This window comes from Pseudoalteromonas sp. OF7H-1 (assembly GCF_022347825.1).
GTDB classification, from domain to species: Bacteria; Pseudomonadota; Gammaproteobacteria; order Enterobacterales; family Alteromonadaceae; genus Pseudoalteromonas; species Pseudoalteromonas maricaloris.
In genome coordinates, this window is the sequence record NZ_JAKRFX010000017.1 from 12,324 (window position 1) to 26,670 (window position 14,347).

The 14,347-nt window shown below is 43.6% G+C and carries 10 protein-coding genes; 6 read left to right on the forward strand and 4 right to left on the reverse strand.

Going from position 1 to position 14,347, the window contains the following annotated elements; genetic code table 11:
* Positions 1–15: 15 nt before the first annotated feature.
* A complete protein-coding gene (gene rmuC / locus MHN30_RS18355) occupies positions 16–1,497 on the forward strand; it encodes a DNA recombination protein RmuC (RefSeq protein ID WP_239360651.1) in 1,482 nt (493 codons plus the stop codon).
* Positions 1,498–1,570: 73 nt separating this feature from the next.
* Here the strand turns inward: rmuC and MHN30_RS18360 are convergent, their stop codons facing one another.
* Complete coding sequence (locus MHN30_RS18360; RefSeq protein WP_039495343.1) at positions 1,571–2,056, reverse strand: hypothetical protein; 486 nt, start codon at positions 2,054–2,056, stop codon at positions 1,571–1,573.
* 358 nt (positions 2,057–2,414) lie between these two features.
* On the opposite strand from MHN30_RS18360, the gene MHN30_RS18365 reads away from it, so the two are divergent.
* A complete protein-coding gene (locus tag MHN30_RS18365) occupies positions 2,415–4,958 on the forward strand; it encodes a TonB-dependent receptor (RefSeq protein WP_239360653.1) in 2,544 nt (847 codons plus the stop codon).
* A gap of 88 nt (positions 4,959–5,046) precedes the next feature.
* Here the strand turns inward: MHN30_RS18365 and MHN30_RS18370 are convergent, their stop codons facing one another.
* Both MHN30_RS18370 and MHN30_RS18375 read right to left on the reverse strand, forming a co-directional pair.
* A complete protein-coding gene (locus MHN30_RS18370) occupies positions 5,047–7,095 on the reverse strand; it encodes an ATP-binding protein (protein WP_239360656.1) in 2,049 nt (682 codons plus the stop codon).
* A gap of 488 nt (positions 7,096–7,583) precedes the next feature.
* Complete coding sequence (locus tag MHN30_RS18375) at positions 7,584–9,188, reverse strand: isocitrate lyase (RefSeq protein ID WP_239360659.1); 1,605 nt, start codon at positions 9,186–9,188, stop codon at positions 7,584–7,586.
* A gap of 247 nt (positions 9,189–9,435) precedes the next feature.
* On the opposite strand from MHN30_RS18375, the gene MHN30_RS18380 reads away from it, so the two are divergent.
* The gene (locus MHN30_RS18380) at positions 9,436–11,613 is read left to right on the forward strand and encodes a malate synthase G (protein WP_130165583.1); all 2,178 of its coding nucleotides are present in this window, start codon (positions 9,436–9,438) and stop codon (positions 11,611–11,613) included.
* A gap of 130 nt (positions 11,614–11,743) precedes the next feature.
* Here MHN30_RS18380 and MHN30_RS18385 read toward each other — a convergent pair whose 3' ends face one another.
* On the reverse strand, positions 11,744–12,259 hold the full coding sequence (locus MHN30_RS18385) for a cysteine hydrolase family protein (RefSeq protein ID WP_239360661.1): 516 nt from the start codon (positions 12,257–12,259) through the stop codon (positions 11,744–11,746).
* 102 nt (positions 12,260–12,361) lie between these two features.
* On the opposite strand from MHN30_RS18385, the gene MHN30_RS18390 reads away from it, so the two are divergent.
* The 3 genes from MHN30_RS18390 (at position 12,362) to MHN30_RS18400 (ending at position 14,283) form a co-directional block, all read left to right on the forward strand.
* Positions 12,362–13,273: a helix-turn-helix domain-containing protein gene (locus MHN30_RS18390; RefSeq protein WP_039495349.1), complete on the forward strand. Its 912-nt coding sequence runs from the start codon at positions 12,362–12,364 to the stop codon at positions 13,271–13,273.
* Positions 13,274–13,577: 304 nt separating this feature from the next.
* A complete protein-coding gene (locus tag MHN30_RS18395; protein ID WP_039495350.1) occupies positions 13,578–14,078 on the forward strand; it encodes a hypothetical protein in 501 nt (166 codons plus the stop codon).
* Positions 14,071–14,283 carry a helix-turn-helix transcriptional regulator gene (locus MHN30_RS18400; RefSeq protein ID WP_239360663.1) on the forward strand — a complete coding sequence of 71 codons (213 nt, stop codon included), beginning with the start codon at positions 14,071–14,073 and terminating at the stop codon, positions 14,281–14,283. Before MHN30_RS18395 ends, MHN30_RS18400 begins: the two co-directional genes overlap by 8 nt.
* Positions 14,284–14,347: the final 64 nt, after the last annotated feature.

Genomic DNA, 14,347 nt, shown 5'->3' on the forward strand with positions numbered 1-14,347 from the left:
CGATGAGATCTCAATATGCTTTGGTCAATGCTCTCCAATACGCCTGCATGGTTTAGTCTTGCGCTATTTGCAGGCGGTGCGGCTACCCTGCTCCCCGTTGTTTGGGTCATACGCAGCACTTTCAAAAATCAACTCAATACGCAACTCGCCTCCGAGCAAGTACTTAGGTCGCAACTAAGCCAAGCCGAGCAACTCGCTGAGCAATTAAGAGCGCAGCAACTACAAAGTCATGGCCAACAGCAGCAATTGCAAGCGAGATTAGCTGAGCGTCAACGGCAAGCTGCTGAATATCAGCAGCTATGGCAGCGAGAGCTCGATGCCAAGGAAGAAATTCAAGTACATGCTCATGAGTTAGAGGTTGAAATGGCCAACTTGCAAACCTTGCTGGAGCAAAAGCAACTAAGCTTTGAGCAACAGCTTGCGCAGCTTGAACAAGCGAAAGTCCAGCTTAAAGAAGAGTTTCACAATCTCGCGAATCAAATATTTGATGAGAAAAGCGAGCGCTTTAGTCACCAAAGTAAAGAAAAAATCCAGCAGTTGCTGCAGCCAGTACAAGGTGAGTTAAAGGGCTTTAGAGATAAAATGGAAGCCATTCATAGTGAAGAGCTTAAGCAACGGGCGTCATTAAAAACTGAATTGCTGCACTTACAAGCCAACAATAAAGCCATGACTGAGCAAGCAGATCGTTTGACCACTGCGTTACAGGGGCAAAAGAAAGCACAAGGTAATTGGGGTGAACTCATGCTTGAAAATGTGCTTGATAGCGCTGGGCTACGTCCGGGTTACGACTATCAGCGAGAAGTAAACTTTAATACTGACGAAGGCAAGTTTCGCCCTGACGTCGTGGTTTACTTACCGCAATCCCGCCATCTGGTAATTGACGCTAAAACCTCATTGAATGCCTATACACGGTATATTAATGCCACAACCGATAGTGAAGCGAATCAAGCCATAGTGGCACACACCGAAGCCATCACTGCACGGATCAAAGAGTTGGGTAGTAAATCTTATGAGCGCTTACCTGGTCTTAATTCCCCAGAGGTGGTCATTATGTTTATCCCTGTGGAATCCGCATTTGTTGAGGCGGTTAAGCATAAGCCAACGCTTTATCAGGAGGCTTTACAAAACAATGTATTGGTGGCAACGCCAACAACGCTTTTAACCAGTCTTAATATCGTTAAACAGTTATGGCGTTTTGAGGAGCAAAGCAAGCATACCAGAGAGCTGGCGCTTCGAGCTGAGAAGTTTTATAACAAGCTCAATAGCTTCCTACATAGTATGGAAGGGGTGGGTAAACAGCTTGATAAAGCAAAAGAGAGCTACGAGCGAGCGTTTTCTCAGTTATATATGGGTAAAGGCAACTTAATTAAGCAAGCTTCTGAATTTAAAGAACTAGGCGTTGCCGTAGTCAAGGAGCTACCCGAAGAACTCGAAGAAAAAGCTAAACTTGAGCTCGAGCCGGTAAGTCAGCTTGGCAACCACGATAGCTCGAAATAACCCTTGAAATCCAAAAACAAAAAAGGCCCATTGGGCCTTTGAACGAAAGATAAAAGAATTTAACTTGAAATGATTAAGGTGCCTTGCACTTGGCATAGTCACTGTGGCGTGGCGTATCCGAATACAAGTGCATATAAAGCGCAAATTGGCTGACATCACGCCAAACATTGCTACTGGCCGGTGGGCATAGTGACTGCTCGATATAACCCTTAAGTGCCTGTCCCGTTAATGCAAGTTTAGTCGGGATACGGATAAACACATTGATGTCATCTTTACTGGTTTTTAAATGTGAGAACTGCCAGCTACCAACCATATACTGTTTGGTAAAGTAGCGGTTGATACGCATTTGGGATTCTTTACTAAGCTGCTGAGTGGGTGCCTCAGGCGTTTCGGTAACAAATGCCCATGCACTTACCAGTGAAATAATAGTGGCTAGTACAAAAGTCCAAATCACAGCAGGTGATAGTTTATTTTTTGGCTTTATTTGAAGTTGCTGCTGGCTCGCTCTAGATTCAACAATTTTCAACCATTCAGCATGTTTTAGCGTCCGTTGTGTCATTGGTACTCTCCGTTTCTGCATACTGGTATTTAAGCGTTTCAATGTGGAGTAAAGATGGAGTGGGCAAACATCAGACCAGTGCCCTTATGAGGTATAAGGTAGATCAAAAAATTCTTTATTATTGATGAAAGAATAATTCTAAAATCCGCGTCTTTTCTTATGATAGTGACCTAATTTTAGGCTGGTATTGAATTAGTAAGTACCAACATTTTGGTCATAAGTCGAATGGGTATCGTACCGCATTTTGTGTTATTTACTTGGGTACCTTATTCAGTCTTGATTTATCTTCATATTGACTAAATTAAGTAGTAATCGGTCTTTTACAGACTCTGCGTTCAACATATTCACGGGACAAACTATGCAATTTATTAATAACAAGCTGGAAAACGCTGTTCGCAAGCCAATCTCGTTGGCTGTCGGTGCCGCGCTTCTTTCAACTATTTCAATTCATGCGCAAGCCGAAAGTAACAACACTGAAGCCAAAGAAAGTGTTGAAGTCATCGAAATCACTGGTACGCGAAGAAGTCTTCGTAGTGTCGCCGAGAGCACGGTGCCGGTAGATGTGATTTCTTTAGAAGATATGCAAAGTACAGGTCAGCTGGAGCTAAGCCAAGTACTAACAACTCTAGTGCCTAGTTTTAACTTCCCAAATTCAACGCTGGCGGATGGCACGGATCACGCCCGTCCGGCAGTGCTTAGAGGTTTAGCACCGGATCACACCTTAGTGCTGGTAAATGGTAAACGTCGTCATGCCGGCGCATTATTGAATTTAAATGGTACCGTTGGCCGTGGTTCAACGGCGGTTGATTTAAATACCATTCCAGCTGCCGCGATTAAGCGTATAGAAGTACTGCGTGATGGCGCTGCTGCTCAATACGGCTCAGATGCCATTGCTGGCGTTATTAATATTGTGCTTAAAGATGCCGAAGAAGGTGGCAGTATTAGTGTGACCTATGGTGAGCACGATACACAGATGGCTGGTGTCCCTGACTTATTACAAACCCGTGCAAACGCTGCGGGCGATTTAGACTTTGTATTAGGAGATGACCGCAAGCGTAATGATGGTGGTACTACAACAATTGGTGCCAACGTTGGTTTTGCTTTAGGTAATGATGGTTTTATTAACCTATCTGCCGAATATAGAGATAAAAAACCAACTAATCGTTCAGGCTTCGATCCAAGAGAGCAATATGCTCGTGATGAAAATGGTCAACTTGACTCAAGAGAGTTTTCATTCGATCGCTACAACCACCGTTTTGGTAAAGCCGAAGTGGAAGACTTTGCACTATTTTATAATGCAGGTTACAACCTAGATGCGGAAACCGAACTTTATTCATTTGGTAGCTACTCAACACGTGAAGGAAACTCCGGTGGTTTCTATCGTCGCGCAAATGACAGCCGCAACTTAACTGCGGTATACCCAAATGGTTTCTTACCTCAAATCGTCAGCGATGTAGATGATTACTCTTTTGCGGTTGGTGTAAAAGGCACTCAAGGTGAGTGGGATTACGATATCAGTACAAACTATGGTGTGAATGACTTCGCCTTGGGTGTCGTAAATAGTTTGAATACTTCAATGGGGGTAACAAGCCCGACTGAGTTTAATAACGGCGCTTTAGTTTATTCACAGTGGCTTGTGAATGCTGATGCTAAAACGGCATTGGATTTGGGCTTACCGGATGACGTATTTTTTACGATTGGTGCAGAATATCGCCGCGAAACCTATGAAATTGAAGTCGGTGAAGAAGCGTCTTACCTCACCGTGCTTGATGCAGAAGGCAATCCCGTTGCAGCTGGCGGTGCGCAGGTGCTTGCTGGTTTCTCACCAGCAAGTGCTGTCGATGAATCTCGTCATAACATCGCTTTATTCGCAGAGTTTGATACCTACTTAACGCAGGACTGGAATGTCGTCTTGGCGGGTCGCTTTGAAGATTATAGTGATTTTGGCAGCACCTTCACCAGTAAACTGGCTTCGCGCTATGTGGTGTCGGATAACTTTTCACTACGTGGTGCAGTAAGCACAGGTTTTAGAGCGCCTTCTTTGGCTCAAACGTCCTATAAATCAATTGCTACGGTATTTGAAAATGGCGTACCGAGTGAAGTTGGCCACTTCCCTGTTGATACGCCAGCTGCAAAAGCGCTGGGTGCTCGAGAGCTTGAACCGGAAGAGTCGGTCAATATGACGGCGGGCTTTGTCTACACACTAGACGCGTTCTCATTTACTGTGGATGCCTATCGAATTGACATCGACGATCGCATTGTCCTTTCTGAGAACTTAGGTGGTCCCGAGGTCATTAATATTTTGCAGCAAGCGGGTGAGCTCAATACGCAAAGCGTAAGGTACTTCACTAATGCTATCGACTCGCGTACTCAAGGTGTGGATATCGTGGCAACGTACAGTTTTGATCTTGCCGACTACGGTAATCTGCGTTTAAGTGCCGCGGTAAACATCAACGACACTGAAGTGACGCATGTAAAAGCAAACCCTGCTGAGCTTGAAGCCCTTGGTGACAGCTATGAGTACTTTGCTCGTCGTGAAATTGCACGATTTGAAGATGGGACACCAAAAGACAAATGGAACCTAGCTGCAATTTGGCAATTTGGCGATTGGCAGACGACATTACGTGCCACACGCTATGGTGAAACGGTAGATTCTTCGAGCGCAGTAGAGGGCGATGAAGTATTAGACGCTAAATGGATCACTGATTTAGAAGTGGCTTATAACCTAGGTGACAACTGGAAGTTTGCTGTAGGCGCTAACAATCTATTTGATCAATATCCACAAGATACTGTTAGTAATATTGGTTATACAACGTTTAACCAGATCTTTCCTTACTCTGCGTTCTCGGCATATAACACCGATGGTCGTTTTGTGTATGGCAATATCAGCTACCGATTCTAAGCTTGCTTAGAAAGACGAAAGGCCAAGCATCTGCTTGGCCTTTTGTACTTTACTTACTTAATATCAACTCACATTTTATGCGGGTACTTTATGCTGATACATCTACCGCGTGAGGTAAGTTTATCTGAATACATAAACCGCCATATTTCCCTGACTTCACTGTGATTTTTCCATTCATCGCTTCAATTAAACTCTTACAAATAGATAAACCAAGACCAGAGCCTCCTGTTGCACGACTTCTCGACGCTTCGACACGGTACAAGCGCTCAAACAGTTTGTTCTGCTCGGCCTCAGATACGCCTGGCGAGCTATCATCTACTTGTAGAAATAGTCCTTGTTTATTGACTACTGCTTTAAACCTGACCTTGCCGGGTTTATCTGTGTATAAACATGCATTCTTAGCAAGATTATCGATAACCCTATCCAGCTTTGGTTTATCAATGTAAATACTCATATCATCGACGTGAATGTCGGCGATAAATTGCAGCTGATTACTTGTTACTAATCTTTCAATATCGTACACATAGCTTTGGATAACCGTTTTCGCGCCATGCTGCTGAGGATGGATCACAAGTGCGTCATGATCTGCTTGAGACAATTGATATACGTTTGAGATCAATTCATTTAGCTGATTTATCTTGTTGTTGATCTTGGCATATGCAATTGTGCTGTCATCAATAAGATTGTGTTCCATCGCTTCTATATGGAGTTTTAAGACACTGAGAGGCGTGCGTAACTCGTGGGAAATATCGGCCAGCATTTTATCTTTATGCTCAATATTCAATTGATACATTTTTGCTTTTAGCGCCGCATTTCTATGTTTGACGACAAAAAATCCGACTAGAAATAATCCAGCTAAAAAGGTCGAGATTGCAGTGATCACCCACATTTGTGTGGATAGCTTGGCATTTTGTAAGTTAATCTCGGTTATGGCTTGTGCAGAGCGTGCTTGCTCCAGTTGTTGAGATTGAATAAGCGCGTCAATACTGGCTTTATAGGTACTTACTTGTTTTTCGAGTAATGTTTCATGAAGTTGAGTCTGTAGCTCTGAAGTCGACTTCATAAATTGAAAAGCTTGGGCGTATTCATGATGTGCAGCAAGCGTTATCGCTTTAAGGCGATGATATTTTTCGAGCAGCACCTCTGCCGTTTCAATTTCGGTTAGGGCGTCCAGCTTGGTGAGTAGTGTTTTTGCTTTGTTTAATTCTTTGCGTTTTAGCCTAACTTCTAACTCCGTCAGGTAGGCGTAAAATTGTTGCAGCGTTGAACTGGTTTGAGTGGCATATTCAATGCCTGCAAGTGCATCCGCTAGGGCATTGTCTAAGTCTGCTTTGGCTATATGGATCAATGCGGAGTTGCGATATGCCCTAGCGAGTGAAACCCTAGCATTGAGTTCTTTTAGAAATTCAATGGCCTCTTTTGTTTGCGCTAATGCTTCGTCCGTTTTACCGTTCTTAAACTTCAGCTCTCCCAAGCGAAGGGCCGTGCCTGCGACATTACGTAATTCTTTTGAAGCTTTATCTGCAACGAGAGCTTGTTGGAAGAAATACTCTGCATTTTCCTCATCCCCCATACGCACAGAAATATCACCAAGATTGTAAAAATTAGCCCCTTGCTTTTCGTACTGATCAGTTCCTTTTAGTAATTCATAGGCTTTTAAATGATATTGCATAGATTGCGCAAGCAAATTTCTGTGGTCGGCAACAACACCTAGATTATTATAGGTTTGCGCCACTAAACTTGACTTGTTCATCGCTTCGGCTGAAGCGAGCGCTTTTAAGTAAAAAGACTCAGCCTGCTCAAGCTGGCTTAAGTTACGATAGTTAATGCCTATCTCTCTGTATAAATCATACTTGCGCGCTTCGGTAAGGAAAAACTGCTTTTCGATATAGCTAAGGGTAGATATTGATTTCTCATATAAGTCTTGCTTTCGATAAATCATGGCCTGCAAATAAATCGCTTGATATCGCGTTTCTTCTTCTTCACTGACGCTGGCCGTTTCAATTTTAACTAAGGCTTCGGTGTATTTGCCCGCCTTTTCTAAATCTTCTATTTCCTTGATAACTGTATTCCCGGCCTGGCAATGCATCGCTGTAAGCAGTGCTACTGCTTTTATTAAGTTCTTAATGGGGGTCATGTATCAACTTTAATGTACTGTAATCAGTTTTATAGTTTTACATGGAAAAGTGGGGTAAATATGGAAAGTGTAAAGGGGGTTTACAGCAGAATGAAGTGCTTATAAATCTGAGGTTAGTCATATTTTGATTTTTAGTCAAAATAAACTCAGAACAAAATTTTACTAAGTAAGTTAGTAAAAATGTGACCTGTCGCTGGTTTAGTTAGTAAAATTTTGGTTTGTGAAAGTGAAAAAAGTCACAAATGCGCTCTTTTTTGTCTGGATCTTAGATCTTTACTGTAAAGATCGGGATCGTTAGGTGTTGAGTTAATAAAATTCTGATCTCAAATAAGTCTAGGTTAGTAAAAATATGATCTGAATAACTGACGTTGGTAAATACGTGATCTCAGTTACCAGTGGCTAGTAAAAATCTGATCCACAATAGATAAAAGGGCCTGACGGCCCTTGCTGATTAGGGAACTATATAAGTCGTTATCTAAATCCAGTGTTTAGAACTGGTTCATGGTGTTGGCTTCACCACCTGCTTTGAGTGCGTTCTCACCAGAGAAATACTCTTTGTGCGTGTCACCGATATTAGAGCCTGCCAAGTCTTGGTGTTTAACTGATGCTTGTTCGCGACGGATTTCTTGTCGTTGCACATCGCGCACATAGGCAAGCATACCCGCGTCACCAAAATAGCCTTCAGCCAGAATATCAGTGCTGAGTGCTGCTGTATGATAAGTTGGCAGTGTAATAAGGTGATGGAAAATTCCCGCTTCTCTTGCCGAGTCTCGCTGGAAGTTTTGCACCAGTAGATCGGCTTCGGCTGCCAACTCGGTTGCGTCTAACTCTGGCGCCATCAATACTTTTGCATCCGCGCTTGGATTTGGGTATGCCGATAAGTCTTTACCTTGCTCCTGCCATTGCTGGTATACCTGTTCACGGAATTTTAATGTCCAGTTGAACGATGGCGAGTTGTTGTACACAAGCTTAGCGTTAGGCACCTGTTCGCGAACTCGGTTAACTAGCTCGGCAATTTGCTCGATATTTGGCTTTTCGGTTTCAATCCACAATAGATCTGCGCCTGATTGAAGACTGGTTACACAGTCTAGTACCACACGATCTTTTTCCGTGCCTGCTCTGAACTGGTATAGACCGTTGTCTAAGCGAACTGGCTTTTGCAGTTCGCCACCCAATTTAATTGCCATCTCACCTTCTTGTAAGTCAGCGGCCGAGGTAACTGGCGTGGTGTCTAAATAGCTGGTGTATTGGCTCGCAAGGTCGCCCTGCGCTTTTGATACTGGCACTTTTTGCGTCAAACTTGCACCCAATGAGTCAGTGCGTGCGACGATAACGCCATCTTCAACACCAAGCTCAAGGAAAGCATATCGTACAGCGTTAATCTTAGCTAAAAAGTCCTCATGGGGAACCGTTACTTTACCTGCTTGGTGGCCACACTGCTTTGCGTCCGATACTTGGTTTTCGATTTGAATTGCACAAGCACCCGCTTCAATCATTTGTTTAGCTAATAGGTAGGTTGCTTCTTCGTTACCAAAACCGGCATCAATATCAGCAATGATAGGCACTACATGGGTTTCGAAGTTATCGATTTTGCTAAGGATCTCTGTTGTATCTTGGCCTTTTGCTCTCGCTGCATCAAGATCTTTGTAGAGATGATCTAGCTCTCGCGCATCGGCTTGCTTGAGGAAGGTGTAGATCTCTTCAATCAAAGCTGGAACCGCTGTTTTTTCATGCATACTTTGGTCAGGTAGTGGGCCAAACTCTGAGCGCAGTGCAGCAACCATCCAGCCACTTAAGTATACGTAAGAGCGTTTTGTGGTTTTATTGTGACGCTTTACTGCCATCATCATTTGTTGCGCGGTAAAACCGTGCCAACAACCAAGCGATTGCGTGTATTGGCTGCTATCTGCGTCGTACGCTGCCATGTCTTCACGCATCACTTTTGCCGTGTATTTTGCAATGTCCAAACCGGTTTTAAAACGGTTTTGTAGGTGCATACGGCTGGCATACTCAGGACTGATAGATTGCCAAGTTTTTCCTTGGCTTTGGCATAGACTAGAGAAATGATCTAACTGAGTTTGATACTGAGACATAATTAGCTTCCTTTGAACGGGTACTATAAATCAAATTAAATTCTGGTTGTTTGTTACACGAAACCAACCGGTGTGAGAGTGGTTGGCTGCGGGCTTAATTAAACACTAGGCCGATAAATCAGATTTTTTAAATTTATAGTTATTATTACGAGTATATTTTTTGTGAATGGGAAAAGGGGTTCGTTTTTCCAAAAATTGTTTTATGTTTGATCTATCCCGTTCAAAAAATGTTAATCAAGGACTCTCCATGAGCAAGTATGTCACTCATTCAGGCTTCCAAATTGCGACTCCACTGGCGCAGTTTGTTGAGCAATCTTTACTTCCCGGTACGGGGATCGCGGTCAATCAATTTTGGCAAGGCGTAGTGGATATTTTTTCGGAACTTGGGAAGCAAAACCAAGCGTTACTCAACAAACGCGATACCCTGCAACAGCAAATTGACGATTACCACCTCTCTCATCCTGATTGGCAATCTGCAGAATATCGGACATTTCTTGAATCTATCGGTTATTTGCAGCCTGAGCCTGAAGATTTTGCCATCGAAACCGAACATGTAGAGCCTGAAATTGCGAGCGCAGCCGGTCCTCAGTTAGTGGTGCCTGTCAGTAACGCAAGGTTTGCGCTCAATGCGGCGAATGCGCGCTGGGGCTCTTTGTATGATGCGCTCTATGGAACGGATGTTCTTGGCGAAGAGGATGGTGCTGAGCGTACTCAAGCCTATAATCCGAACCGTGGGTTTAAAGTCATGGCTTATGCTAGGCAATTCCTCGATAAAGCACTGCCGTTGGCTGAAGGTTCTCACATAGAAAGTACGAACTACGCGATTCTAGACGGCAATTTGGTGATTACACTCAACGACAGCACCCAAGTTGCACTGCAAAAGCCTGATCAGCTAGTGGGTTATCAGGGGGAGGCACAAAATCCAAGCGCGGTATTGCTGCGTCATCATGATCTGTATATTGAGATCCAAATTGATCCACACCATCCGATAGGACAGGCAGACAAAGCTGGGATCAAAGATGTCGTCCTTGAGGCTGCACTTACGACAATTATGGATTGTGAAGACTCAGTTGCGGCGGTGGATGCACAAGACAAAGTATTGGTATATCAAAATTGGTTAGGCTTGATGAAAGGGAGCTTGAGTGAGACCTTCGAAAAGTCAGGTCAATCGCTGACTCGGACGCTAAATGCCGACCGAAGTTACGTAGATACACAAGGCCAGCGTATGACACTAAAAGGTCGCTCTATGATGTTCGTGCGCAATGTTGGCCACCTAATGACAACGCCAGCGATACTGGATGCAGAAGGAAACGAGCAGTTCGAAGGGATTTTAGATGCCATCATGACAAGCACGGCTGCGCTGCATGATTTACAAGGTAATAGTCCGTTTAAAAACTCGACGGCAGCAAGTATCAATATCGTGAAGCCAAAGATGCACGGGCCTGAAGAAGTCGCTTTCACTGATACCCTATTTAGCCGAGTTGAAGCGCTGCTCTCGCTACCCAAAAATACCATTAAAATGGGGATTATGGATGAAGAACGCCGTACTTCGGTAAACTTAAAAGCGTGTATTGCTGCCGCTAAGCAGCGTGTAGTATTTATCAATACTGGCTTTTTGGATAGAACAGGCGATGAAATTCATACCTCAATGCTGGCGGGCCCTGTATTGCCCAAAGTGGCAATTAAAGGACAGTCTTGGATAGCGGCCTATGAAGATCAAAACGTGGATATTGGCCTTAAAACCGGTTTTAGGAAAAAGGCACAAATAGGCAAAGGAATGTGGCCAATGCCAGATAAAATGGCGCTGATGATGGAGCAAAAGCAAGGCCATCCGGAGTCCGGTGCTAATACTGCGTGGGTGCCCTCTCCTACCGCAGCAACGCTCCATGCAATGCACTATCACTATGTGGATGTGTTTGCACGTCAACTTGAGATAAAAACACGTCAGCAAGCATCGCTCGATAACTTACTCACGCCCCCGCTGATGTTAGAAAACGATTTGTCTGCGGAGGATATTCAAGCCGAATTAGACAATAATGCGCAGGGCATTTTGGGCTACGTGGTGCGCTGGATAGACCAAGGCGTAGGTTGCTCAAAAGTGCCTGATATCAATCACGTTGGATTAATGGAAGACAGAGCAACGCTTAGGATCTCAAGCCAGCATATCGCTAACTGGTTATATCATGGCATTTGTAGCGAAGAGCAAGTGGAAAAAACTTTTAGGCGCATGGCGGCTGTAGTAGATGGTCAAAACGAAGGTGACAGCCTCTACCAACCAATGCTCAATGACCATAAACCGCTTAGTGAAAACCTCGCCTATAAAGCAGCGTTATCTTTGGTATTTGAAGGCCGAGTTCAACCCAATGGTTATACCGAGCCGCTACTTCACGCTTATCGACAAGCCTATAAGCAGCAGGCTAATTAGTCCCTTTTCATTTCGATGTCACTCAAATCAAGGCTGGTCAATCCAGCCTTTTTGGTTTTTCTGCTTGTGTCGATGTAAACCTCGATCTACGTTGGATTTGTAGGTCGTGATTTATCACGACGAGCATGGGCTACATTTGCGACACGGCAATCAAAGGTACTCGTGTTGAAACACCGTTGAGTGCAATTTTGTGGATCATTTCATCTATGGTAGTGCAGCAATCACTGAGAATGTAGACATTGTACTGCTCCGCCGATTTCGATAGCGCGGTATGGGTTACACAGTTTTGCGTCATCATGCCGCAGATATATAAAGTGTCGATATCTTTAGATTGGAGCAAATCGTTTAAGGAGGTTTGCTCAAAGCTGTCGGCATAGGACTTTACGATATGGTGGCCGTTTTCTCGCGCTTGGCGTAGGCCATTATGAAGATCTACACCGCTTGTGTCGGCATTGAAAAATGGTGCTTTTCCTTGCTCTGGATTAGCTATGTGCTGGACATAAATGACTTCCATATTTTGCTCTGCTGCTTTTTTGATAGCTGAATTGATGTTTGCTAGTGTATTTTTGGTATTCCATAGCGGGAAAAGCCCTCCAGGAAAGTAGTCATTTTGAATGTCGATCACCAATAGTGCGCTGTTGTTCATTTTTTTACCTCGTTAGTTAATTTACAGAGGTATTGTGCTGGAGTTGTAATTTTGACTGGAGTGTCTAAAATGACATTTTTGAGTTCAAATTCGACAACGTAGATGAAACCAATCAAAGTGGCGATTTGTCACTATCCTTATGCGATGAAGTCGGCTGTGTATGGTCTAGAAGAGCTGTTTTTTCTAGCAGATAGAATTTGTATCGAAGAGTCACAGGATACCCGCTTTACAACACATGTTGTCACCTTCAGTGGTGCTGTAAAGGGGGATTACAATATTGTGTTATTGCCGCCGAGTGTTAGTTCTGATTATTACCTCAAACCTGAACCTCAATTACTTGCTTGGTTAACCGAGCAGCACCAACAAGGTGCAGTTATCGCCTCTGCCTGTGCGGGGGCTTTTATACTTGCGGCCTCGGGGCTAAGTCATCAGCGCTTACTTACCACGCATTGGGGGTTAACTGAGGCATTTAAACGGCACTTTCCTAACCAGCCTATCGATACGCGGAAAATTTTAATTGATCACAATGATATTATGTCGGCTGGCGGCATGATGTCATGGCTTGATCTTGGATTAGAGTTAGTCAAAAAATATAGCGGTCACTTAGTCATGCGCAAGTTAGGCAAAACGCTTGTCGTAGATACGGCTCAGCGGGAGCAGAGCTACTATCATCAATTTCAGCCAAACTTTCAACATGGTGACGATGCTGTGCTGCGCGCCCAGCAATACATTAACACCCATTATGGTCGCAATATTTCAATTACAGAACTGGCTGATATCGCTCTACTTACGCAAAGAACCTTACAGCGACGTTTTGCTAAGGTGCTCGGACTCAACCCAAATCAATATCTGCAACGGTTTCGGGTGCAGAAAATGTGTGATTTATTAGAAAGCACGAGCAAGCCATTTGATTGGATTGCGCACCAGGTAGGGTACGAGGATACGACAGCCTGCCGTAAGGTGTTTAATAAGTGTATGGGCTTAACACCAAGCGAGTTTCGAAAACGTTTCTAGTGAACCTGAATCCGGGATAACAACTTGTTCTCTAGCAGCTGTTATCCCTTACTACTGCGTTAAATTTGCTTGCAATAGGCCAGCTATTGACGCACAAATTTGCCTTGTATTAAGAAATAACTTCTGGCTAGAGTGATATTACACTTTTGAGCTTAGGTATTTTAGTTTAATAACTAACTTCTTATCCCGAGTTCAGGTTAGTTATTTAAACTTTACTTAAAGTAAAAAATGTTTGACTTGTGGTTGAGCAAAGTTTACGCTTTTAATGTAAAGAATACTTAACCTTGAGTAAAGTGAGGGTAACATGGAAAGCAACAATAAGATTAAAGCGTTTTTAGACTCGTTGAGTTTCCGTGACTTAACGATTGCGATAGAGTTTTTGGTAACAGGTTATATCTTGTATTTTTATTTAGGCGAAATAACAGCGGCTACAGAGCAGTTACGTCAAGATCCGAGTTGGGTATCAGGATTGTTGCTCAAGGTGATTGTTATTTCTATCGTGACATCTATTGCAGGTCAGCTGCTACTGAGCTTTGTTAGTGATAAAGATATGGATAAGCCGTTAGATGAACGTGAAAAATTGATTGCGCTATCTGGGTGCAAACCTGCCTACTGGGTGCTTCAGGTTGGTGTGTGTATCTCTATTTTCCAGTATTCTGCCGAAGCGCAAAATTGGTCGCAAGCGCTTCTTTTTGAACTACCATTTGCACCACTTCATATTTTAGTGATTGCATTTTTGCTGGCTGAATTGGTCGGTTATGGAACTCAGCTCGTCAAAGCTCGTTTGGGAGCTGTGTATGGCTGATTTATCAATAAAAAACAAAATCAGAATGCTGCGTTTTATGAGCGGTGAAATGACACAAAAAGAGCTTGCTGAGCGAGTGGGTGTTACGAGACAAACGATTATGGCGATCGAGGCTGCAAAATACTCACCTTCGCTCGAAGTAGCATTCAAGATAGCATATGTATTTAATGTCTCTATTGAAGAAGTATTCGAATATCAGCCATAAAGTGCCAAAACAAGCGTGATGTAAAGGGGGTTTACGTCACGCTTTTTTGTTTCTGTGAGCACCG

What these genes read in the sequence shown, in the direction of transcription:
- rmuC (WP_239360651.1), top strand. Translation starts at nt 16, where the DNA reads ATGCTTTGGTCAATGCTCTCCAATACGCCTGCATGGTTTAGTCTTGCG.
- MHN30_RS18360 (WP_039495343.1), bottom strand. Translation starts at nt 2,056, where the DNA reads ATGACACAACGGACGCTAAAACATGCTGAATGGTTGAAAATTGTTGAA.
- MHN30_RS18365 (WP_239360653.1), top strand. Translation starts at nt 2,415, where the DNA reads ATGCAATTTATTAATAACAAGCTGGAAAACGCTGTTCGCAAGCCAATC.
- MHN30_RS18370 (WP_239360656.1), bottom strand. Translation starts at nt 7,095, where the DNA reads ATGACCCCCATTAAGAACTTAATAAAAGCAGTAGCACTGCTTACAGCG.
- MHN30_RS18375 (WP_239360659.1), bottom strand. Translation starts at nt 9,188, where the DNA reads ATGTCTCAGTATCAAACTCAGTTAGATCATTTCTCTAGTCTATGCCAA.
- MHN30_RS18380 (WP_130165583.1), top strand. Translation starts at nt 9,436, where the DNA reads ATGAGCAAGTATGTCACTCATTCAGGCTTCCAAATTGCGACTCCACTG.
- MHN30_RS18385 (WP_239360661.1), bottom strand. Translation starts at nt 12,259, where the DNA reads ATGAACAACAGCGCACTATTGGTGATCGACATTCAAAATGACTACTTT.
- MHN30_RS18390 (WP_039495349.1), top strand. Translation starts at nt 12,362, where the DNA reads ATGAAACCAATCAAAGTGGCGATTTGTCACTATCCTTATGCGATGAAG.
- MHN30_RS18395 (WP_039495350.1), top strand. Translation starts at nt 13,578, where the DNA reads ATGGAAAGCAACAATAAGATTAAAGCGTTTTTAGACTCGTTGAGTTTC.
- MHN30_RS18400 (WP_239360663.1), top strand. Translation starts at nt 14,071, where the DNA reads ATGGCTGATTTATCAATAAAAAACAAAATCAGAATGCTGCGTTTTATG.